This is a genomic window from Streptomyces tuirus (assembly GCF_014701095.1).
GTDB classification, from domain to species: domain Bacteria; phylum Actinomycetota; class Actinomycetes; order Streptomycetales; family Streptomycetaceae; genus Streptomyces; species Streptomyces tuirus.
In genome coordinates, this window is the sequence record NZ_AP023439.1 from 574,793 (window position 1) to 596,043 (window position 21,251).

At 71.7% G+C, this 21,251-nt stretch carries 19 protein-coding genes; 14 read left to right on the forward strand and 5 right to left on the reverse strand.

Features of this window, described 5'->3' with window-relative positions; genetic code table 11:
* The first annotated feature begins 10 nt into the window (after positions 1-10).
* From IGS69_RS02730 to IGS69_RS02770, 9 genes are all read left to right on the forward strand, one after another.
* On the forward strand, positions 11-1,354 hold the full coding sequence (locus IGS69_RS02730; protein ID WP_190896595.1) for a YhfT family protein: 1,344 nt from the start codon (positions 11-13) through the stop codon (positions 1,352-1,354).
* Between the two features lie 2 nt (positions 1,355-1,356).
* Complete coding sequence (locus IGS69_RS02735) at positions 1,357-2,304, forward strand: phosphotriesterase family protein (RefSeq protein WP_190896597.1); 948 nt, start codon at positions 1,357-1,359, stop codon at positions 2,302-2,304.
* Complete coding sequence (locus IGS69_RS02740; RefSeq protein WP_190896599.1) at positions 2,301-3,443, forward strand: aminotransferase class V-fold PLP-dependent enzyme; 1,143 nt, start codon at positions 2,301-2,303, stop codon at positions 3,441-3,443. The genes IGS69_RS02735 and IGS69_RS02740 overlap by 4 nt, the downstream gene beginning before the upstream one ends.
* Positions 3,444-3,445: 2 nt before the next feature.
* A complete protein-coding gene (locus tag IGS69_RS02745) occupies positions 3,446-4,609 on the forward strand; it encodes an alanine racemase (protein WP_190896601.1) in 1,164 nt (387 codons plus the stop codon).
* Between the two features lie 11 nt (positions 4,610-4,620).
* A complete protein-coding gene (locus IGS69_RS02750) occupies positions 4,621-5,847 on the forward strand; it encodes a phosphopentomutase (RefSeq protein ID WP_190896603.1) in 1,227 nt (408 codons plus the stop codon).
* A gap of 662 nt (positions 5,848-6,509) precedes the next feature.
* Complete coding sequence (locus tag IGS69_RS02755; RefSeq protein WP_190896605.1) at positions 6,510-7,505, forward strand: LacI family DNA-binding transcriptional regulator; 996 nt, start codon at positions 6,510-6,512, stop codon at positions 7,503-7,505.
* 371 nt (positions 7,506-7,876) lie between these two features.
* Positions 7,877-8,332, forward strand: a complete 456-nt coding sequence (locus IGS69_RS02760; RefSeq protein ID WP_190896607.1) for an RpiB/LacA/LacB family sugar-phosphate isomerase — start codon at positions 7,877-7,879, stop codon at positions 8,330-8,332.
* Positions 8,333-8,535: 203 nt separating this feature from the next.
* Complete coding sequence (locus IGS69_RS02765) at positions 8,536-9,921, forward strand: MFS transporter (protein ID WP_190896609.1); 1,386 nt, start codon at positions 8,536-8,538, stop codon at positions 9,919-9,921.
* 105 nt (positions 9,922-10,026) lie between these two features.
* On the forward strand, positions 10,027-10,602 hold the full coding sequence (locus tag IGS69_RS02770) for an SMI1/KNR4 family protein (protein WP_190896611.1): 576 nt from the start codon (positions 10,027-10,029) through the stop codon (positions 10,600-10,602).
* A 315-nt stretch (positions 10,603-10,917) separates the two neighbouring features.
* Here IGS69_RS02770 and IGS69_RS02775 read toward each other — a convergent pair whose 3' ends face one another.
* A complete protein-coding gene (locus tag IGS69_RS02775; protein WP_190896613.1) occupies positions 10,918-11,883 on the reverse strand; it encodes a pirin family protein in 966 nt (321 codons plus the stop codon).
* 101 nt (positions 11,884-11,984) lie between these two features.
* Here IGS69_RS02775 and IGS69_RS02780 point away from each other — a divergent pair, with 101 nt between their 5' ends.
* From IGS69_RS02780 to IGS69_RS02790, 3 genes are all read left to right on the forward strand, one after another.
* On the forward strand, positions 11,985-12,467 hold the full coding sequence (locus IGS69_RS02780) for a MarR family winged helix-turn-helix transcriptional regulator (protein ID WP_190896615.1): 483 nt from the start codon (positions 11,985-11,987) through the stop codon (positions 12,465-12,467).
* The gene (locus IGS69_RS02785) at positions 12,464-12,907 is read left to right on the forward strand and encodes a MarR family winged helix-turn-helix transcriptional regulator (RefSeq protein WP_190896617.1); all 444 of its coding nucleotides are present in this window, start codon (positions 12,464-12,466) and stop codon (positions 12,905-12,907) included. Before IGS69_RS02780 ends, IGS69_RS02785 begins: the two co-directional genes overlap by 4 nt.
* 82 nt (positions 12,908-12,989) lie before the next feature.
* Positions 12,990-13,349 carry a tetratricopeptide repeat protein gene (locus IGS69_RS02790; protein WP_190896619.1) on the forward strand — a complete coding sequence of 120 codons (360 nt, stop codon included), beginning with the start codon at positions 12,990-12,992 and terminating at the stop codon, positions 13,347-13,349.
* Positions 13,350-13,485: 136 nt separating this feature from the next.
* Here the strand turns inward: IGS69_RS02790 and IGS69_RS02795 are convergent, their stop codons facing one another.
* On the reverse strand, positions 13,486-14,889 hold the full coding sequence (locus IGS69_RS02795; protein WP_190896621.1) for a PepSY-associated TM helix domain-containing protein: 1,404 nt from the start codon (positions 14,887-14,889) through the stop codon (positions 13,486-13,488).
* A 153-nt stretch (positions 14,890-15,042) separates the two neighbouring features.
* Here IGS69_RS02795 and IGS69_RS02800 point away from each other — a divergent pair, with 153 nt between their 5' ends.
* Positions 15,043-15,687: a peptide deformylase gene (locus IGS69_RS02800; protein ID WP_190896623.1), complete on the forward strand. Its 645-nt coding sequence runs from the start codon at positions 15,043-15,045 to the stop codon at positions 15,685-15,687.
* A 182-nt stretch (positions 15,688-15,869) separates the two neighbouring features.
* On the opposite strand, the gene IGS69_RS02805 is transcribed toward IGS69_RS02800, so the two are convergent.
* Positions 15,870-17,300 (reverse strand): dihydrolipoyl dehydrogenase family protein, encoded by a 1,431-nt coding sequence (locus IGS69_RS02805; protein ID WP_190896624.1) that lies wholly within the window; start codon positions 17,298-17,300, stop codon positions 15,870-15,872.
* A gap of 119 nt (positions 17,301-17,419) precedes the next feature.
* Here IGS69_RS02805 and trxA point away from each other — a divergent pair, with 119 nt between their 5' ends.
* Positions 17,420-17,836 (forward strand): thioredoxin, encoded by a 417-nt coding sequence (gene trxA / locus IGS69_RS02810; RefSeq protein ID WP_190896626.1) that lies wholly within the window; start codon positions 17,420-17,422, stop codon positions 17,834-17,836.
* Positions 17,837-17,901: 65 nt separating this feature from the next.
* Here trxA and IGS69_RS02815 read toward each other — a convergent pair whose 3' ends face one another.
* Both IGS69_RS02815 and IGS69_RS02820 read right to left on the reverse strand, forming a co-directional pair.
* A complete protein-coding gene (locus IGS69_RS02815) occupies positions 17,902-19,338 on the reverse strand; it encodes a benzaldehyde dehydrogenase (protein WP_190896628.1) in 1,437 nt (478 codons plus the stop codon).
* A 783-nt stretch (positions 19,339-20,121) separates the two neighbouring features.
* Positions 20,122-21,171 carry a LacI family DNA-binding transcriptional regulator gene (locus IGS69_RS02820; protein ID WP_385862262.1) on the reverse strand — a complete coding sequence of 350 codons (1,050 nt, stop codon included), beginning with the start codon at positions 21,169-21,171 and terminating at the stop codon, positions 20,122-20,124.
* Positions 21,172-21,251 lie beyond the last annotated feature (80 nt).

A 21,251-nucleotide genomic window follows, 5' to 3' on the forward strand; every position in this document is an offset into this window, starting at 1 on the left:
AGGAGTCCCCGTGTCTACCACCCTGGCCGCCGCGAGCGCCGGCCTTGACTTCACCACGGCGCAGAAGCTGCTCGTCATCGCCTTGTGCGCGCTGACCGCCTACATATCGCACATGGCCCTGGCCGTCTTCAACGACGGCGCCCGCCCGTTCATGCTCGACTTCATCCACGGACGGACGACCCGCAACGCCATGACCGCGGTGGCCTTCGGGCTGTCGGCCGGGTTCATCTTCGGACTTGGCGCGCCGATGGCCCTGTCCTCGGGGGTGCTCAACCCCTGGCTGGTCTTCCTGCCGACCGACATCCTCGGCATCCTGTCGCCCAAGAAGTGGCTTGCCCCGATCCTCGGCGCCGCCTGGGGCGCGGTGGTGGTCTTCGGGCTGAGCGGCGCGAACCGCGTCGCGCACGAGCTGCCGGTCGACTTCCTGACGGCCATGCAGCAGATGTCCACACCGATCCTGTTCCTCTTCACGCTGTTCCCCGTGCTGGCCATCACCAAGCAGTTCGGCCGGCTGCGCGGCGGCATCGCGGGTGTGGTCGAACTGGCCATGGTGCTGCTGACCATGAAGCTCTGGCCGGACCTGTTCGCCGGCGCGCTGGCCATGGCCGCCGGTGTGCTGATGCTCATCGGCTTCGCCGTCGTCCGCGACCTCAAGCAGCGCCGGGCCGACCGCCAGGCGGGCGTCGCCGAGCCGGTGCCGGACGCGGACGACCCGATGGCCTCGCTGTTCAGCGCCAGCGCGGCGCGGCTGCGCAAGCACCTGCCCGTCTTCATGGTGCTGGGCGCGGGACTGGCAGTCCTCGGCCAGATGCACATCTTCGGCGGCGGCGAGGCCACCAGCTTCCTGATCGCCAAGGGCCAGTACGCCGAAGCCGCGCAGGTCGACCTCTACCGCGTCTTCGGCTTCATCCCGCTGATCGCCACCACCGCACTGGCCTCCGGCGCCTACGGCATCGCCGGCTTCACCCTGGTCGCTCCGCTCGGCTACCTGATGCCGAACCCCTGGGTCGCGGCGGTCGTCGGCGCCCTGGTCTTCGCCGGCGAGGTGCTGGCCCTGTCGTACATCGGCAAGTGGCTCGGCAAGCTGCCCTCCGTCCGCGACTCCTCCGAGCACCTGCGCAACGCGATCAGCAACACCCTGGATCTGGCGATCCTCTTCGGTTCGCTGATGGCGGCCAACGCCATGGGCGGCGGGCTCGGCATCCTCATCGTCGGCGGCCTCTTCCTGCTGAACGAGGCGATGGGCCGGGTGGTGGTCCGGATGGCGGCGGCACCCGCGGCGGTCCTGGTCGGCGGCATCCTGCTCAACGTCCTGTACTGGCTGGACCTCTTCACCCCGGTCAAGGTGGCCTGACGATGAGCGTGATCCGTACGGTCACCGGGCCGTTGGCCGCCGCCTTCGTCACCGGCCCGGTGCTCGCCCATGAGCACCTCGTCGCCGACCTGCGCCGGGACACCGACGGCGAGGCCGCGCTGCTGCCCGGCGCGCACGCGGCCCCGGTCACCGCCGAACTGGCCGCGCTGCGCGAGGAGTTCGGCCTCGCCCTGGTCGTCGAACTGACCTGCCGCGGCATGGGCCGGGACGTCGCCACGCTGACCCGGATCTCGCGGGAGTCCGATGTCGCCGTCGTCGCGGCGACCGGCTGGTACTACGAGGCGTTCCACCCCGCCGAGGTCACGGCCGCCCGGGACGCCGACGAGCTGGCCGCCGTTCTGGTCCGCGAGATCGAGAACGGCATCGACGGCACCGGGGTGTCGCCGGGTGTCCTGGGCGAGGTCGGGACGCATGGCGACGTGATCGGCGCGGCCGAGGAGAAGACGCTGCGGGCCTCGGCCCGCGCCGCCGTCCGCACCGGCCTGTCCCTGGCCACCCACTGCCACCTCGGCCACGGCGGCCTGGCCCAGCTCGCCGTGCTGGCCGAGGAGGGCCTGCCCGCACACCGGGTCAGCCTCGGCCACCAGGACCTGCTGGACGACCCCGGAGTACACCGGCGGCTGGCACAGGCGGGGGCGTACATCGCGTTCGACACCGTAGGCAAGGAGAACTACCAGAGCGACGCCACCCGGCTGCGGTTGCTGCTGTCACTGCTGGAGGCCGGGCACGCCGACCGCGTCCTGCTCTCCTGCGACATCTCCCGACACGGCTATCTGACGGCCGAGGGCGGACAGGGGTACGGCCATCTGTTCCGCTCGTTCCTGCCACAGCTGCGGGCCGCCGGGGCGGACGACGACCTGATCGACCTGATGACACGGCGCAACCCGGTGCGCTTCCTGACCGGTACCCGTACAGAGGAGACACGATGAACGCCGCACCCGACCCCGCAGCCGCCGCCTGCGCCGCGCAGCCGGCCCTCCCGCAGACCTTCCCCCTGTCCTACGTCGAGGTGGAGGACGCCGCGGCGCAGCAGTTCCGGCTGCTGGAGTGCACCGCACGGCACTTCGAGGGGCAGGAGCTGTTCACCGCCGACGCGGGTGTGGTGCCCGGCCTCGGCCGTCCGGCCACCACCGCCAAGGTCGAGGCCGTGCTCGCGGACTACTTCGGCGCGCCCGCCGCGGCGTTCGTCCAGGGTGCCGGCACCGGAGCCATCCGGGCCGCGCTGACCGCCGCGGTCGGCTCCGGCGAACCGCTGCTCATCCACGACGCGCCGGTCTACCGCACCACGGAGGTCACCCTGCGCGGCCTCGGCGCCGCCACCGAGCAGGCCGACTTCAACGATCCGGCGGCTCTGCGGAGCGCGCTCGACTCGGGTCGCTTCCGCTGGCTGTACGTGCAGCACTCCCGGCAGCGGCTCACCGACTCCTACGACCTCGCCGAGGTCCTCGCCGCCTGCCGCGCCGCCGGGGTACGGACCGTCGTGGACGACAACTACGCCGCGTTCCGGGTGCCCCGCAACGGCACCCAGCTCGGCGCGGACGCCTCGTGCTTCTCGCTGTTCAAGCTGCACGGCCCGGAGGGTGTCGGCATCGTCGTCGGCGCCGAGGACCTCATCGACCGGGTGCGCGCGGACAACTACTCGGGCGGCGGCCAGGTCCAGGGCCACCAGGCACTGGACGCACTGCGCGCGCTGACCCACGTGCCGGTGATGTGGGCGGTGCAGTCCAGGGTGACCGGCGAGATCGCCGAACGGCTGGCGGCCGGCGAGGTGCCTGGGGTCGCCGAGGTGCGGATCGCCAGCTCGCAGGACCGCAGCCTGATGGTGCGGCTGACCCGTCCGGTGGCAAAGGAGCTGCCCGCGGTCGCCGCCCGGCACGGCGCCGCACCGTATCCGGTGGGCGCCAACTCCCGCTACGAGATCGCCCCGATGTTCTACAGAATGTCCAGCTCCTCCCTCGACGACGCCCCCGAACTCGCCGACTGGACCGTCCGCGTCAACCCAATGCGGGCCGGCGCCGACCTGGTCCTGGAGATTCTCCGGCGCTCGCTGCACGACCTCAAGGACTGAACGTGTTCCTCGACACCGTCCTGACCCGCAACCCGGACCTGGTGAACGCTGCCAGCCGGCTCCACCAGGAAGGAGAGATCCCGCCCGACACCTATGTGATGGACCTGGATGCGATCGGGTCCAACGCCGCTCTGCTGGCCGCCGAGGCCGAACGGCTCGGCCTGACCCTCTGGTTCGTGGTCAAGCAGGTCGGCCGCAACCCCGAGCTGATCGAGGCCGTCGCCCGGCACATCCCGAAGTTCGCCGCCATCGACCCGCCCGAGGCCCGCCTGCTGCACGCCTCCGGCGCCCGGGCCGGCAACCTCGGCCACCTGGTGCAGATTCCCGGCCGCGCGCTGGAGGAGATGCTCGCCTGGCGGCCCGAGGCCGTCACCGTCTTCGACCTGGCCAATGCGCGCGCCGTCTCGGCGGCCGCCCAGCGGCTCGGCATGGTGCAGGGCATCCTGATCCGTCTCGAAGGCGCCGAGGGCTCGGTCTATCCCGGCCAGGAAGGTGGCGTCCCGCTCACCGGCCTCGACGCCTTCGCCGCGGAGGCCGAACGGCTCCCCGGCGTGCGCATCGCCGGCGTCACCGCCTTCCCCTGCGTGCTGTGCGACCCGGTCACCGGACAGCCACGGCCGACCGCCAACCTCGAACTCGCACATGCCGCCCTGGACACCCTGCGGGCGCGCGGCCACCACGCTCTGAAGCTGAGCGCGCCCAGCGCCACCTCGATGGCGACGCTGCCGCTGCTGGCCGAACACGGGGCCACCCATGGCGAGCCCGGCCACGCCCTGACCGGAACCACCCCGCTGCACGCCGTCGATCCACACCAGCCCGAGCGTCCCGCCTACGTCTATGTCTCCGAGGTCGCGCACACCCTCGCCGACGGCCGCCCGGCGGTCTACGGGGGCGGCTTCTACGCCCGGGCCGCGGTCAAGGACGCGCTGCTGCCCCGTACCGGCCTGCGGCTGCCCGTCCAGGACGCCCCCGCGGCGAACATCGACTACTACCGGCTGCTCGGCGCACCCGCCGGGGGCCAGGACGTACGCACCGGTGACACCGCACTCTTCGCCTTCCGCACCCAGGTCTTCGTCACCCGCAGCAACGTCGCCGTCGTCGCCGGCCTCTCCTCCGGCCGGCCGCGCCTGACCGGCCTGTACGACCCGCTGGGCCGTCGGTACTGAAAGGCACCCCCATGAGCACCACCGTCATCGTCGTCGTCGACGGCCTCGGCATCGGCGCGATGCCCGACGCGGGCCGGTTGCGCCCCGGCGACCGGCAGGCCGACACCCTCGGCCACATCCTGGACCACTGCCCCGGACTGCGGCTGCCGGCGTTCACCGCGCTCGGCCTCGGCCTCGTCCACCCCCACCCCCGGCTGGCGGACGACGCCCCGCTGCCGGTCGCGGCCGGCCGGGCGGCACTCGGCTACCCGGGCGCCGACACCTTCGCCGGCCACCAGACCATGATGGGCGCCGACTTCAGCCGGGTCACCGTGGCCCGGCTCGGGGAACACCTCGACGAGGTCACCGCCGTTCTGCGCGCCGCCGGACACACCGTCGAGCCCCTGGGCGGCGGGCCGCTGCTGGTGGACGGCGTCGCCCTGGTGCACGACAACCTGGAGGCCGACCCCGGCATCAACTGGAATGTCTCGGCGCGCCTGGACGATCTGCCGTTCGAGGACATCACCGCCATCGCCCGCACCGTCCGCACGCCGGCCCCGGTCGCCCGCGTCATCGCCGTCGGCGGCCACGCCGACGGCCCGCTGCCCGGCTTCGTACGTCCCGGCGACGGCGGCACCGTGGGCCTGGACACCCCCGCGTGCGGCTTCTACCGCAACGGCGGCCTGGAGGTGGTGCACCTGGGCGCGCCGCTCGACCACACCCGGCAGCTGCCCCAACTCGCCGCGCGCGCCGGCCTCCCGGTCACCCTGGTCGGCAAGGCCGCCGACATCCTGCGGTGCGAGACGGCGGTACGCCGCCCCGCCGTGCCCACCGCCGACGTCCTGCGGCACACCCTCCGGGCGGCCACCGGCGACGGGCTGGTGGTGGCCAATGTGCAGGAGAGCGACCTGGCCGGGCACCAGCAGGAGACCGACCGCTACGGCGACGTCCTGCGCCAGGTCGACGAAGGGCTGGCGGAGCTGATCGCGCTGCTCGACTCGCCCGGCGACCGGCTCATCCTCACCGCCGACCACGGCAACGACCCGACCATCGGGCACGCCTACCACACACGCGAGTACGTGCCGGTGCTCATCCATCGCCCCGAATTCCGCGTCCCACAACTCCTGCCGGACGCGGACAGCCTGGCCGACGTCGGCGCCACCGCCGCCCTCGCGCTGGACCTCGACCCGTCCCGGCTGGGCAACGGCACCGCCCTGTACCCGGCTCCCGGCACCACCCAGGAGTCGACCGCGCGCTGAGCGTGCCCCCGTTGCCTTCATCGTGCTCCCCGGGCTCGGAGCTCCCGGCCTACTGGCCCGGCATGGCTTTGCCCCTGTCGACCATGACCCGGGGCCCGCCGTCCCAGCCACACGGAACTCGCCGTAACGGCGCTGCTCGCTCTCCCCCTGGACGAGGCGTTCGTCAAGATACGCACCGGAGCACCGGACGACGGCGCTGGCGTGGACGCTCGACTCGGCCTGGGGACAGGCGTTCTGCCGCTGCGCGTCACGTGGGACGACCTGGAGCCAGACCACTGCTGCCCGCAGGCGTCGAGGCCCCCACCCTTCTGGCGGAGCGGGTCGGTACCCCGGCCAACTGATACTCCACGCCGACCCGGCGCGACTGGCACACACGCTCTATGACGGAACGGGACGAAGCACCTCGTCCAAATCGAGAAGGGACATGCCCGGCAAGCGGGCCCTCGAGCTGTGCGAGCACACGACACGGACTCCATCGAAGCCTCGCCGACCCTCGTCCGGGCCATCGCCGGGGTCGTCCGACGACGCGGTCCACCGCCGGCACCCTGTCGACCAGGGGCAGCTCGTTGCTGCATTTGTTTCGACCCTTGCTCATCTCGCGATCGATGTGCGATCTTATTCTCATTCCGTTCATGGAAACGTTTCCGTAAGGAGGTGGGTGGATGGCCACGATCAAGGATGTCGCGGCACGAGCCGGCGTCGCGCTGGGTACCGCATCCCGTGTGCTCAGCGGCAGCAGTCAGACTTCGGCCGACTCTCGTGCCCGTGTGCTCGCGGCCGCCGCCGAGTTGGGATACATCGCCAACGGCCCCGCCCGTTCGCTGCGGCGTGCCCGTACGGACGTACTGGGGTTGCTCGTCTCGGACATCCGTAACCCGTTCTTCTCCGAACTGGCTCACGCCGCAGAGCAGGAGGCGCGCCGCCACGGATACACCGTGCTGCTGGCCAACGCGAACGAGGACGCCGAGCAGGCCGACGCATACCTTCGGACCTTCGCTGCTCAGCGCATCGACGGCCTGCTGTTCTCACCGCAGAGCACCGTCTCGCCGCAAGTCACCGCCACGCTCGCGTCCGGACTGCCGGTTGTGTTCCTCAACCGCACGATCGAGGGCGTCGACGCCCCGCTGTACGGCACGGACAACGCTCAGGGCGTGCAGCAGGTGCTTGCCTGGCTGCAGCGCCGCGGCCACCGCGACGTCGCCTTCATCGGAGGCCCGGACTCGATCTCCACCGGCGCCGAGCGCCGCGCCGCCTACCTCGCCGGGCGCCAGGCACACGGCATCAGCACCGACGACAGGCTGCTCGACGCCGGTGACTTCCTGGCTGGCGGAGCGGCCGAGGCCATGTCCCGCATCCTCGACCGTGGCGTCACGTTCACGGCCGTGTTCGGTGCGAACGGTCTGACCACCCTGGGAGCCGTGCGCGCCCTGCGTGAGCGGCTCGGCGCAGAGCAGGCCGCCCGCATCGAAGTCGTCTCCTTCGACGACCTCGACTGGTTCGAGTTCGCCTCTCCGCCCATCAGCGCGGTCCGCAACGACGCTTCGTCGATCGGCCGGCTCGGTGTACGCGGGCTCGTCGACCTCATCGCCGGCGGCGCCGCACTCGGACAGCGTGTCCCCACCACCTTCGCCGACCGGTCCGCGCAGGACATCCGATGAGCATGCGGATCGCCCTCGGCGCCGCCCCCACCGAGGACGCCGGCTCCCTCAGCCATCCGCGTCGTCACGGCGTTACTGTGCAGTCCACCTCGAGGCCGACGCCGTCGACGGAGATGCCGCCCTGCACCCTTTCCTCGCCCGCGGTCCCGGCGTCTTCACAGGCACCGCCGCCCAGGTGCAGAGCACCCCTAGGGGCCCGGCGCCGAGCGTGCAATGCCCGGCAAGGCCGTCGGCTGCGCTTACGCGGTGGCGCAGCGTGCGACCAACACCCGCACCACGCACTCACCGTCGCTGTCACACCAGACCCAGCACCACAACCTCCTTCCCCAATCCGACGGCAGGCAGTGCGCCCGCCCTGAAAGGAACCACCGATGAAGGTCGCCCTCGGCGCGGACCACGCCGGATATCCGCTCAAAGACGCCGTCCGCCAGGCCATTGAGGCTCTCGGTCACGAGGTGATCGATTGCGGCACCCACAGTTGCGACCCTGTCGACTTCCCGGACATCACCCGCAGCACCTGCGAGGTGGTGCTCTCTGGCTCCGCCGATCGGGCGGTGCTCGTATGCGGCACCGGCCAGGGCGCCGTCATGGCCGCCAACAAACTGCCCGGCGTCCGTTGCGGCCTCGCCCACGAGCCCTACTCCGCGCACCAAGCAGTCGAGCACGACGACGCCAACGCCATCGCCATCGGGGCCTGGCTGGTCCCGCACGCACTCGTGCCCGACATCGTCCGTGAGTTCCTCGGTGCCGTCTTCGACGACGACGAGGAAACCCGCCGCCGGGTCGCCAAGCTCAACGCGCTCGACGCCCTGGCCCAGGCCAACTGACAAGCCGCCCGCACACCCCTTGAGCGGGTGAACTCTCTCTTCCGCTGACACCGAACTCCCCGCCCGCGAACGACTGCGCCGGGCGCCTGTTCGTCATGCCCAGAAGCACCCAGTCGAAGGATCCGGCCTCCCCTCGTGCGGCCCCATCCTCCTCACTGCGCAGACGCCGGCTTCTCTCCGGCGACCCACAAAGGAGATCCCCCATGTCCACCAGCGCCCCCGCCGGACGGCGAAGCGTGCTCGGCTCCAAGGACCGCGTCAAGACAGCAGTCGCCGCGGGCCTCGGCACCAGCGTCGAGAACTACGACTTCATCGCATACGGCACCGCCTCCGCGCTCTACTTCGGAGCGGTCTTCTTCCCCGAGAGCGACCGGTTCGTCGGCACCCTGCTCTCCTTCGCCACCCTCGCCGTCGGTTTCGTCATGCGACCGCTCGGAGGAGCCATCGGCGGCTACTTCGCCGACAAGGTCGGCCGCAAGCCCGTCCTCGTCACGGCGATGCTCGTCATGGGTGCCGCCACCTTCCTCATAGGCGCGCTGCCGACCTACGAACAGGTCGGCGTGCTCGCACCGATCCTGCTCGTGGCCCTCCGCATGCTTCAGGGCCTGGCATTCGGTGCCGAGTGGGGCGGTGCGATCACCATGGCCTACGAGCACGCGCCGTGGCACCGCCGCGGCATGTTCGCCGCGATCCCCCAGTCCGGCAATCCTCTGGGCATCGCTCTGGCCAGCGGCGTGTTCGCGTGGAGTGACACCCTCCACGGCAGCTGGCAGTGGCGGACACCCTTCCTGCTCAGCGCCGTCCTTGTGATCGTCGCGCTGATCGTACGTTCCCGTCTCACGGAATCCCCCGAGTTCCAGGAGGTCCAGGCAAGCGGCAAGACCGAGAAGAACCCGCTCCTCGCGACCCTGGCCGGCGATTGGCGCGGCATCCTGCGTGTCATCGCCTTGCGCGTCGTGGAATCCTTCGCCTACTACTCCACCGCGACCTACCTGCTCAACTACATCACCGAACGCCACCCCGACCTCAGGCCCGTGGCCCTCGGTGCGATCACCGCCGCCAGCGTCCTCGCCATAGCAGTCACCTTCCTCGCCGGCGCACTCACCGACCGCATCGGACGCCGCCCCATCTACATAACGGCCTGTACGGCGGCGATCCTCTTCGCCTTCCCGATGTATCTGCTCGCCAACTCCGCCCAGCCCGCCCTGGTGGTGACGGTGTTCATCATCGGCATCGGCCTCATCCACGCATCGCTCACAGGAACCCAGGGCTCTCTGCTCACCGAGCAGTTCCGCACCGCCACTCGTACCTCGGGCGCCTCGCTCGGCTACCAAGTCGCCGCGGCCATCGGCGGCTTCGCACCCCTGCTCGCCGCCGCCCTGGTCGGCGCCTTCGGGTGGCCGGGCGCGGCGGTGCTCTACCTCGGCGCGGCCTTGATCGGTCTCGTCGGCATCCTCGTGACCAAGGAGACCTGGGGCCGCCAGGAACGGGAGCGCGTGCTCCGCCTCGTTGCGGAAGAAGGCCATGCTCAGACCGCGGCCGGCACTCCGGTGAATGCCGTCCTGCCGCCCTCGCCTGGCTCTCGGTAAACCCGCTTCCCCTCGAAAGCCTGCGGCACAGGGCACGGTGGCCTCTGCGACAGGCCGGGCGGCATCAGTGGCGCTGATGTCAGACGGGTCTGACACGCTGCTCGCATGACTGACGATCTGATCGGCACACAGACACCGATGCACCGCATCACAGAGCCGGAAGAGGCGATCGCGGCACTGGAACGTGCTGTGCCTGGACTGGCCGAGTACCGCCGATCAGAGCCCGCTGTCCTCAACTGGGCCGTGCTCGAAGACGGCCTGGGCACCGCGCTACCTGCCGACTACAAGCGCCTCGCCGAGTGGTACCCCACCTTCGCCCTCGGAGACTTTCTCCTCGTCGGCCTACCTGAACTGGGCGAAGAGCACCACCGGCTCCGCGGTATCCGCTCCGACCTTGAAGGGGTCATCCACGCGTGGTGGCAGGCCGATATGTCCATCGGCCTGCGCCCGCATCCCGCAAAGGGCGGCCTACTGCCATGGGCAGAGTCCAACGAGGGCGACAAATTCCTATGGAGCACAACTGGGGACAACCCACAGCAGTGGCTCGTCACCATCGCCTCGCGCAACGGCGGCTGGTGGCACTACGAGGGTGGCGCCGTCCAGTTCCTCGCAGAACTCTGCGATGGCACGTTGGAACCCTGGGCGCTGCCCCCAGTCGACCCTGAAGTCACCCCCTGCTAAGCGATTTGCAGGCCGTCATCAGCCATAAGAAACGACGTCTGAGAGGTCGCTTTCATCTCGTATACGCCGTTACCTCCTTGTTTGCGTGATGCAGGGCTGCGGGGCTGATGTGACGGCTGGTCCGGTCAATTCTCGATGGCCGGATGGGGTGACGGCTGGGGTGCATGGAGGCTTGCGTCTGTCTCGTTCCAGGACGCACCGTTTCGTCCTTTATGGCGTGGTCGGCCGTTGAGCTGGTATGACGGTTTTCGTTGAGCGGCTGGCACGCGACGACCTTCCGCCCGGCCGCCACCAAAGCTGACACGTTTCCGCAGGTCAGCGCACTCTCCCTCGCGGTTTCAACGGCACCGGCGGCAGCTCCGGAGCAGCTAGCGGATCGCCCTCGTATCCCTTCACCTCACCGAACCGCGTCCCTTCCATCCAGTCCTGCCGCGCCTGCTCGATCTCTTCCTGCGTCCGTCCGATCCAGTTCCAGAACATGATCAGCTCCTCCTCGAACGGTTCGCCGCCCAGGAGCATCAGGCCCGCGTCCGATTCCGCCCGCAGGGGCAGTTCGGTGCGGCCGCAGCCGAGGTAGAGCATGGAGCCGGGGAGGACGGGGACGCCGTCGACGTGGGCCTCGCCGGACATGGACAGCACGGCGTACTCGAAGTCCGGTTCCAGGGGGAGGCGTACGTCCGCGCCCCGGGTCAGGGCGAGGTCGGCACCGACGATCGGGGTGTAGGCCGTGCCGGGTGACGTCGCGCCGTCGAGGTCTCCGAGGATCAGTGTCGCCTTGACGCCGGGCGCGGTGACGACCGGCAGGTCGGCGTGGTGTTCGAAGCGCGGGTCGGTGTGGCGGTGGCCGTCGGGGAGCGCGACCCACAGCTGCGCGCCGTGCAGGAAGCGGGCGTGCGAGCGCGGGCTCTCCTCCGAGTGGCTGATGGCCCGGCCGGAGGTCATCAGACCGAGTTCGCGCGGGCGGATCGTCTGGAGGCTGCCGGTGGAGTCGCGGTGCAGTACCTCCCCCTCGTGCAGCCAGCTCACGGTCTGCAGACCCATGTGGGGGTGCGGCGGCACCTGCATGCCGGGCTCGTCGGCGATGTCGTCGGGGCCGTAGTGGTCGACGAAGCACCAGGCTCCGACCATGCGGCGGCCGAGATTGGGCAGGAGCCGGCGGACCTCGCTTGACTCGCCCAGCTTCACCCGGCGAGGGCTGAGGAGTTCACGCACCGGCTCCGCCACCACGAAGCCGCGGCCACCGCACAGGGAGGGGGCCGCCTCGCGCTCAAGATTGCTCATGGCCACAACCTAGTCCGGGGCGGGGGCCTGCGTCAGCGTCCGCTTCGGGCCGCGCCGCAAAATAGTAGCCATGTACATAGTAGCTATGTAGTGTATCCGTTATGAGCAACGGTTCCGAGGGTGCGACGCCCGGCTTCCTGGTGTGGCGGCTGTCGATGAAGTGGCGGGTCGCGGTCGACCGTGCGGTGGCGCCGCTAGGGCTCACCCACGCTCAGTACTCGCTGGTCGCGTCGCTGTACGGCATGCAGGGCTCCGGCGAACGACCCAGCCAGCGCCGCCTCGCCGACCACACCGGCCTCGAGCCGCTCTACGTGTCGAAACTGGCCCGCGCACTGGAGACCGCCGGTCTCCTGGAGCGCACCAGGGACCCCCGCGACCCGCGCGCGGTGCAGCTCGCCCTGACCGAGCAGGGCCGCGAGGTCACCCGGCGGGCGATCGAGGTCGTCCACGGGCTCCTCCAGCAGCTCCTCGACCCGCTCGGCGGTCTCGACAGCGCGCGCACCCGGAGGTTCACGCGCGAACTGACGGCCCTGCTCGACGCACCTCTTGATCCCTTCAGCGAGCACGAGACGGAGCAGTCATGACCACCACACCCCTCGTCGACCCCCGTGTCATCGCCCTGGCCCACTACGCCGGCCGCGCCCTCCTCGAAACCGTGCTGGCCCGGCACGGCATCACCTTCCAGCAGTCCGTCACCCTCCGGCTCGCCGCCGTCGCCGACGGGCCGGTCGGCCGTGAGCAGCTCGTCGACGGTGTCACCGACGCCCTGAAGATCGACGCGGCCGAGGTGCACGGCGTCGTGGACGAGCTGATCGCCGCACAGCTACTGACCCCGGACGGGGCGTACGACGTGCGGATCACGGACGCCGGGCGCGAGCTGTACGCCACCACCTCGGGCGAGACTGCGCCCATCACCGCCCGGATCTACGACGGCATACCGGCCGAGGACCTGGCCGTGACGGGCCGGGTGCTGCGTCTGATCACCGAGCGGGCCGGTACCGAGCTGACGGCGCTGCGCGGGTGAGTCCGGCGAGTCCGGTGAGTCCGACGGCTTACTGGAATATTGAACCAACGGGTTCAGTTGTCGGCCTCGAAGGAGGCCATACGTGAACACCACCCAGGACACGACGTACTACGCCCAGGGAACTCCGGCCGAGCGCTGGGAGCGCGCGCAGCTGTTCTTCGAGGCCAAGGACTACGCCGCCGCCGCGCGCGTCCTGGTCGGGCTGGTCGAGGAGGTCCCCGAGCAGACCGGGCCCCGGCTGCTCCTGGCGCGCTCCTACTACCACTCGGCCCAACTGCGTCGCGCCGAGGCCGAGTTGCGCACGATCGTCGAGCGGGACCCCGTGGAGCACTACGCGCGGCTGATGCTCGGCCGCACCCTCCAGCGGCAGAGCCGGCACGAGGAGGCGGAGTCGCATCTGCGGATCGCCTCGGCGCTGGCGGGTGACTTCGCGCAGGTCTGACCCGCGCCGTACATGAGGATGCCCGGCTCCGTCGGAGCCGGGCATCCGTGCGCCGGAGGGTCCGCCACCCGGCCGGTGTCTGCCACCCCGGCCGGTGTTGCGACCGCGGCCGGTGTTGCGACCGCGGCCGGTGTCGCTACCCCGCCGGTGTGCCGTACGACCGCCGCCCGCGCCGGTAGGCGATCTCCCCCAGCAGGATGTCGACGGCGAGGAAGGCCGCCAGCGGGATGCCGAACAGGGGCAGGAAGTACCCGAGTACGGCGATACCCGCCAGCAGGGGCACGAGGATCTGCGGCGGGACCTGCTGCCAGGCGCCGCGCGGGATCGGACGGCCGAAGGCGGTGCCGCGGCCGCGCTGCCACCACATGCGGTAGCCCCAGACGATCAGCAGGATCAGGGCGAGCGCCAGCAGCATCAGGGCGATCTGGTTGGCGAGGCCGAACAGGACGCCGGTGTGCAGGTCGATGCCCCACCGGGTGAGCTTCGCGAGGACCGGGTGGTCCTCGAACCGCAGCACATCGGTGACCTCGCCACTGGCCGGGTCGATCGCGACGGCGTCCTGCTTGGTGGGCCAGCTGCGCTGCACCTGCTTCACGACGTACGCCGAGGTGGCGTCGGCGGGGGGCACGATCTCCACCGCGTCGTCGAGCCCCTCGGCCCGCGCCGCGGCCAGGACCTTGTCCAGGCCCACCCCGTGTGCGGCGTCGCCCGCCTGCCCGGCGGCGGAGCCGTGGCCGGAGTGCTCACCGCCCGCGGCGGCCGACACCGACGGGGTGGCCTGGCCCAGCGACGTCCGCAACTCGTCGATACTGGCCCCGGCGTAGGCCGACCAGGTCAGACCGGTCGCCGAGAGGAAGAAGAACCCGGCCGCCGCCCATACGCCGACCGTGCCGTGCAGCCCGAGGGTGCGGCGCCGTCCCTTCGCGCCCCGCACCTTGCGCAGGGCGCGGCGGCGCGAGAACCACAGCACCAGACCGCCCGCCGAGATGACCCACAGCCAGCTGGCCGCCAGCTCGCTGTACAGCCGCCCCGTCTCCCCCAGGTGCAGATCCCGGTGGAACTCGTCGATCCAGGTGCGCAGCGGCAGCGCGCCGGTGGAGCCGTACTGTTCGAGCGAACCGCGCACCTTCGCGGTGTACGGGTCGACGAACACGGCGAGTGTGTGGCCCTCCCCGACCCCCGGGACGCCGGACAGCATCACCCTGGTCGTCGCGTCGGCCTCCGGTGAGGGGCGTACGGCCGAGACGGTGCCCTCGGGGTGTGCCGTGCGGGCGGCGGTCACCTGCTCGCCGATCGGCAGCTTCCGCTCGCCCACGGGAACGGTCATTTCGTGGTCGTAGACGAGCTTCTCGGCCTGGAAGGAGCCGGCGTACAGCAGGCCGGTGACGGCGGCGACGAGGAGGAACGGCGCCACCAGGACGCCGGCGTAGAAGTGCAGGCGGAGGATCAGCGGGCGCAGCGGGGCCCAGCTGCTCCCCGACGGTTCCGGGGCGGCTGGTTGCGGGGCCTCGTCCGTGGTGGTCGAGGGAGCGGTGGTCATCGGCGGGCTTCTCCGGGGACGTCGTCAGGGCCGGTGCGGTGTGGGCGGTGGCCGTTGCGGTGCAGTAGTCGGGGCGGGGCGGGGTTCGGTTCCCGGAGAACATGTGTGACGTGCGTCACTCAGGAGTGGGGGGTGCCGTGTCATCCTGACGCGATGGGAACCCCGAACGATCACGCGCCCCTGGCCGAGCGGGTCGAGCAACTCCTCGACGGAGGCCTGCCGTTGACCATCGTCGCGGCCGGCGACCCGGTGCTGCGGCGGGGCACCGAACCGTACGACGGCCAGTTGGGGCCCGCGCTGCTGGCCCGGTTCGTCGAGGCCCTGCGGGTGACCATGCGCGCGGCGCCCGGGGTCGGGCTGGCGGCGCCGCAGGTCGGTGTGGAACTCAGGATCGCGGTGATCGAGGACCCGGCGCCGGTGCCGGAGGAGGTGCGGCTCACGCGCGGGCGGGTGCCGCAGCCGTTCCGGGTGCTGGTCAATCCCGCCTACGAGCCCGTCGGCGAGGCGCGGGCCGCGTTCTTCGAGGGCTGCCTCAGCGTGCCGGGCTGGCAGGCGGTGGTGGCGCGGCCCGCAGCGGTGCGGCTGACCGGGCAGGACGAACACGGACAGCCCTTGGACGAGGTGTTCGAGGGCTGGCCGGCCCGGATCGTGCAGCACGAGACGGACCATCTCGACGGCGTCCTGTACCTGGACCGCGCCGAGCCGCGTTCGCTGTCGTCCAATCTGGCGATGGCGGAGCGCTGGACCCAGCCGACGCCGGAGGAGGCGGCGCGGGCGCTCGGCTTCGAGCTGCCGTAGCGCGCGGAGCCGCCCCGACGAGGGTGCCGTCGACGCGCTGCGGCCGGACCGGGTGTTGCTGCCGGAGGCGGAGGAGGACCTGTGGGACGACGACCACCGGGAGCTGGTGGTGCCCGCGCACCCGTGACCCCGGCCGGGGCCGTCCGGGGTCACGGGTGCGCGGGGCGCCGGACGGCCGAGGGTCAGGCGTCGCGGTACGCCTCCAGCAGCCGCAGCCACACCTCGCTGATCGTGGGGTACGACGGGACGGCGTGCCACAGACGACTGACCGGGACCTGACCGGCGACCGCGATGGTCGCGGAGTGGATGAGTTCGCCGACGCCGGGGCCGACGAGGGTGACGCCGCGCAGGGTCTCGGCCTCGAGGTCGACGACCATGCGGGCGCGGCCCTGGTAGCCGTCGGCGTACAGGCCGGCCCCGGCGACGGTGGACAGGTCCACGTCGACGGCCTTCACCCGGTGCCCCGCCTGTTCCGCCTCGGCCAGGGACAGGCCCACGGCCGCGGCTTCCGGGTCGGTGAAGACGACCTGCGGGACGGCTCCGTGGTCGGCGGTCGCGGCGTGGGTGCCCCAGGGCTCGGCCACGAGGGTCTCCCCGGTGGCGCGGGCGGCGATGGCGGCGCCCGCGATGCGGGCCTGGTACTTGCCCTGGTGGGTGAGGAGGGCGCGGTGGTTGACGTCGCCGACCGCGTACAGCCAGTCATGGCCGTCCACCCGGAGGCTGTCGTCGACCGACAGCCAGGAACCGGGGTCGAGGCCGATGGTCTCCAGACCGATGTCGTCGGTGCGCGGGGCGCGGCCGGTGGCGAAGAGGATCTCGTCGGCCTCGATGCGGTCGCCCGTGTCGGTGACCGCCACGACCGTCCCGTTCTCGCGGGTCACCGACTCCACCGAGGTGCCCGTGCGGATGTCCGCGCCGGCCTCCGTGAGCGTCTCGGCGATCAGTTCCCCGGCGAACGGCTCCATGCGGGGCAGCAGGCCCTTGCCGCGGACCAGCAGCGTGACCTGCGAGCCGAGGGCCTGCCAGGCCGTGGCCATCTCGGTGGCGACCACGCCGCCGCCGATCACGATCAGCCGGCCGGGCACGGTCTTGGAGCTGGTGGCCTCCCGGCTGGTCCACGGCTTGACGGCGTCGAGCCCGGGCAGGGCGGGCAGGGCGGCTCGGCTGCCGGTGCAGACGGCGACGGCCTGCCGGGCGGTCAGGACGGTCTCTCCGCCGCCGGGGCCGGTGACCGTCACGGTGCGGGGGCCGGCGAGGCGACCGTGGCCGCGGTACAGGGCGGCGCCGATGGAGTCGAGCCAGCGGACCTGACCGTCGTCCTTCCAGTTCGAGGTGTAGTGGTCGCGGTGGGCGAGGACCGCGGAGGCGTCGAGGGGGCCCTGGACCGACTGGCTCAGGCCCGGGACGCGGCGGGCGTCCGCGCGGGCGATGGCCGGCCTCAGCAGGGCCTTGCTGGGCATGCACGCCCAGTAGGAGCACTCGCCGCCGACCAGTTCGCTCTCCACGACCGCGGTGGTCAGTCCGGCGGCGCGGGTGCGGTCGGCGACGTTCTCCCCCACGGGCCCGGCACCGAGCACTACGACGTCGTACGTGTGGGTTTCCGATTCCGTCATGGGGTCAGTCTGGTGGGTGGTGTGCGCCCTGGCCACGTGGGTAGGGGCGCGGAATACGTGTCCGGTCGGCCGTGTTGTGCCGACGGCTTGACCCCACACCAGGAAGAGGGATGTACGCCATGAGCAGCACCGTGGAGCTCACCAAGGAGAACTTCGACCAGATGGTCACGGACAACGAGTTCGTCCTGATCGACTTCTGGGCCGACTGGTGCGGGCCGTGCAAGCAGTTCGCCCCGGTGTACGAGAAGGCGGCCGGGGAGAACCCGGACCTGGTGTTCGGCAAGGTGGACACCGAGGCGCAGCCCGAGCTGGCCGCGGCCTTCGGTATCCAGTCCATTCCCACGCTGATGATCGTCCGTGACCAGGTCGCGGTCTTCGCCCAGCCCGGCGCCCTGCCCGAGGCCGCCCTGACGGACGTCATCGGGCAGGCCCGCAACCTCGACATGGACGAGGTGCGCAAGTCGATCGCCGAGCAGCAGGCCCAGCAGACGGAGCAGGCGCAGCAGGCGCAGCAGACGCAGCAGCCGACCGAGTGAGGAGTCCCGGATCCGGAGCCCGTCGGGCCGGGTCCTCAGAAGGGGTACGGAGCGACGTCTCCGTCCTAGAAGGGGTACGGAGCGACGTCTCCGCGTACCGTCGTCCAGCGCAGCTCGGTGAAGGCCTCCAGATTGGCCTCACCGCCGAAGCGGGCGCCGGTGCCGGAGGCGGCGACTCCGCCGAAGGGCGCCACGGCCTCGTCGTTCACCGTCTGGTCGTTGATGTGGACGATGCCGGTCGGGATGCGGTCGGCGAGGTCCAGGCCGCGGGCCGCGTCCCTGGTGACGATGCCCAGGGAGAGGCCGTACGGGCTCTGCGCGGCCAGCGCCGCCGCCTCGTCGGTGGTGGTGAAGGAGCGGACGGGCGCCACCGGGCCGAAGACCTCCTCCGTGTACGCGGGGGTGCGGTCGTCCACGTGCGCGAGGACCGTCGGCCGGTAGAAGAGCCTGTCGTGGGTGCCGCCGGCGGCGAGCTTGGCACCCGCGGCCGTGCTGGCGTCCACTAGACCGCTGATCTTGCCGAGCTGGCCCGAGTCGATGATGGGACCCAGGTGGACCTGGTCCCGGTGCGGGTCGCCGACGGCGAGTGAGTCCGCCTTGGCGGCCAGCCGCTCGACGTACTCGTCGTAAAGGGACGCGTGCACGAGGTGGCGTCCGGTGGTCATGCAGATCTGGCCCTGGTGGAAGAACGAGCCCCAGGCGGCCGTGGAGATGACCGCGTCAAGGTCGGCGTCCTCGAGCACGATCATGGCCGAGTTGCCGCCGAGCTCCAGGTGGGCGCGCTTGAGGTGACGGCCCGCGGCCTCGCCCACGGCCCGTCCGGCGGCGGTGGAGCCCGTGAAGGAGAGGACCGGCACGCGCGGGTCGGCGACCAGGGCCTGTCCGGCGTCCGGGCCGCCGGGGAGCACGTGCAGCAGGTCCTCCGGCAGGCCCGCGGCGGCGAAGACCGCGGCGAGGGACAGCCCTCCGCAGACGGCCGTGCGCGGATCCGGCTTGAGCAGGACCGCGTTGCCCAGCGCCAGGGCCGGGGCGACGGAGCGGATCGACAGGATCAGCGGGGCGTTGAACGGCGAGATCACGCCGACCACACCGGCCGGGACGCGGCGCGTGTACGACAGGCGCGGCGCCTCGCTGGGCAGGACCTGGCCGGCCGGGCGGGAGGCGAGGGCCGCGGCCTCGTAGCACTCCTGGGCGGCGACGTGCAGTTCGAAGTCGGCCTTGCCGGGGACGGAGCCCGATTCACGGACGAGCCACTCGCGCAGTTCGGCGGCGTGCTCGGTGAACAGGTCGCCGGCCTTGCGGAGTACGGCTGCGCGGGCGAAATGCGGGGTGCGTGCCCAGGCGTGCTGGGCGGTGGCGGCCCGCTCCGAGGCGGCTCCGACGTCCTCGGGGGTGGCGAGGGCGAGGGTACCGAGGGCTTGGCCGGTGGCGGGCTCGGTGACGGTGTACCCGGCCCCCGCGAGGCGGCGGGGCTGCCAGGTGCTGATGTCGAGCAACGGCATGACTCTCTCCGATCGATCGGTCACCGGCTGCGGGGTGGGCACAACTCCCGCACTTGCGCGCCGGGTCGGCGGTCACGTGGCGGGACGCGCCGAGCGGGCGCGGCAATGTGCCGTGGCCCGCACCGAACGCGTCCCCGTTTTGTTGAGCATGCAACATCCTAGCCGTGCCACGCCTCGAAAGCCGGGCGCCGGGCGGCCTGTTGGCCTGGCCATGCCGGCCGGTCGTGCGCGAAGGATCGTGTGCGGACGGACGTGCGTAGCCGGCCGAGCCGACCGATATGCGCGGCCGGCGCGCGCAGCCGGCCCAGCCGCCACGGACCATGCGCGGCCGACCGCGCGCACCCCAGTCGCGCCGACCGACCATGCGAGGCGTCCCGCGCGCAGCCAGTCATGCCGCCACCGACCATGCGCAACCGGTCCCGCGCAGCCAGCCGAGCCGCCACGGACCATGCACGGCGGACCGCGCGCAGCCAGCCGAGCCGCCACCGACGATGCGAGGCCGGACGTGCGCAACTGGTCATGCCGCCACCCATCGTGCGCGGCCGACCGCTCGCGACCAGTCATGCGGCCACGGACTATGCGCAGCCGGTCGCGCACAGCCGGCCGAGCCGCCACGGACCATGCGCGACCGACCGCGCGCAGCCAGTCGAGCGGCCACCGACCATCGACCATGCGAGGCCGGACGTGCGCAACTGGTCATGCCGCCACCCGTCGTGTGCGGTCGACCGCTCGCAGCCGGTCATGCCGTCACCGACCAGGCGCAGCCGCTCGTGCCGTGTCGGGTCAGCTCGATTCGCGGTGCAGCACCGTCGCCCCGAGCACCTTGTGTGTCTCGGGCTCGGTGGTGGGCTTGCGGACCGCGCGGTCGACCAGTTCGGCGAGTTCACGGCCGCAGGGCAGCTTCAGGTGGACCGTGCTCAGCCGGGGTCGCAGCAGCCGCCCGAGCATCAGGTCGTCGGCGCCGATCACGGCGGTCTCCTCGGGGATGCGGATCCCCTCGTCCAGCAGGGCCCGCATCAACAGCATCGCGTACTCGTCGTTGTAGGTGAACACGGCGTCCAGGCCGAGGGTGCGCCAGCGGGCGGCCAGGCGCGCCGCGGCCTGCTCGTCGTAGGCGAGGGGCAGTTCGGTCACCGTGGCGTCCGTGCCGCGCAGCGACTGGCGCACGCCGTCGAGGCGGGGTGCGGAGAACGCCTCGAGGCCGGGTTCCTGCGGGACGACAACGCCGATCCGGCGCCGGCCGCGGTCGTAGAGGTGGGCGCCCGCACTGTGGCCGACGACGTCGTGGTCCATGAGCAGCGCGTGCGCGCCCTCGATGGTCTCGGGGCCGAGGGTGACCACGGCCCGGGCTCCCGAGCGCTTGAGCACCGCCACTCCGCGCGGGCCGAGACCGGAGCCGGGCACGAGCACGGCCACGGGCCTCAACTCGGCCCAGGCGCGGGCCGCTTCGTCGCCGTGCGGGCCGCCGGTGCCGTACTGCACGACCGTGTAGTCCAGGCTGCCGAGCGATCCCTGGAGGTCGGTGAGGAAGCGGTTGTAGAGCGGGCCGACGGGGAAGGTCGGCGCGGGGATGAGGACCATCCGGCTGTGCCCGGCGCGCAGACTGCGGGCCGCGGCGTGCGGTACGTATCCGAGTTCCCTCGCGGCCTCGTGCACACGGCGGCGGGTGGGTTCGCTGATGCGTACGGCGCTGGTGTTGTTGAGGACGTAGGAGACGGTCGCGCGCGAGACGCCGGCCAGGCGGGCCACATCGGCGCTCGTGGGCACGGAGCGCGACGGTGCGGGGGACGGGGGCGCGGGCGTTTTCGGTATCTGCACCATGACGTACGGCATCTTGGCAGAAGCCCCAATGCGCCCTTCCGGCGGGGGAGTTGTGACGAACCCGTGAGCGCTCACGGGGTGCGGCGCAGGAC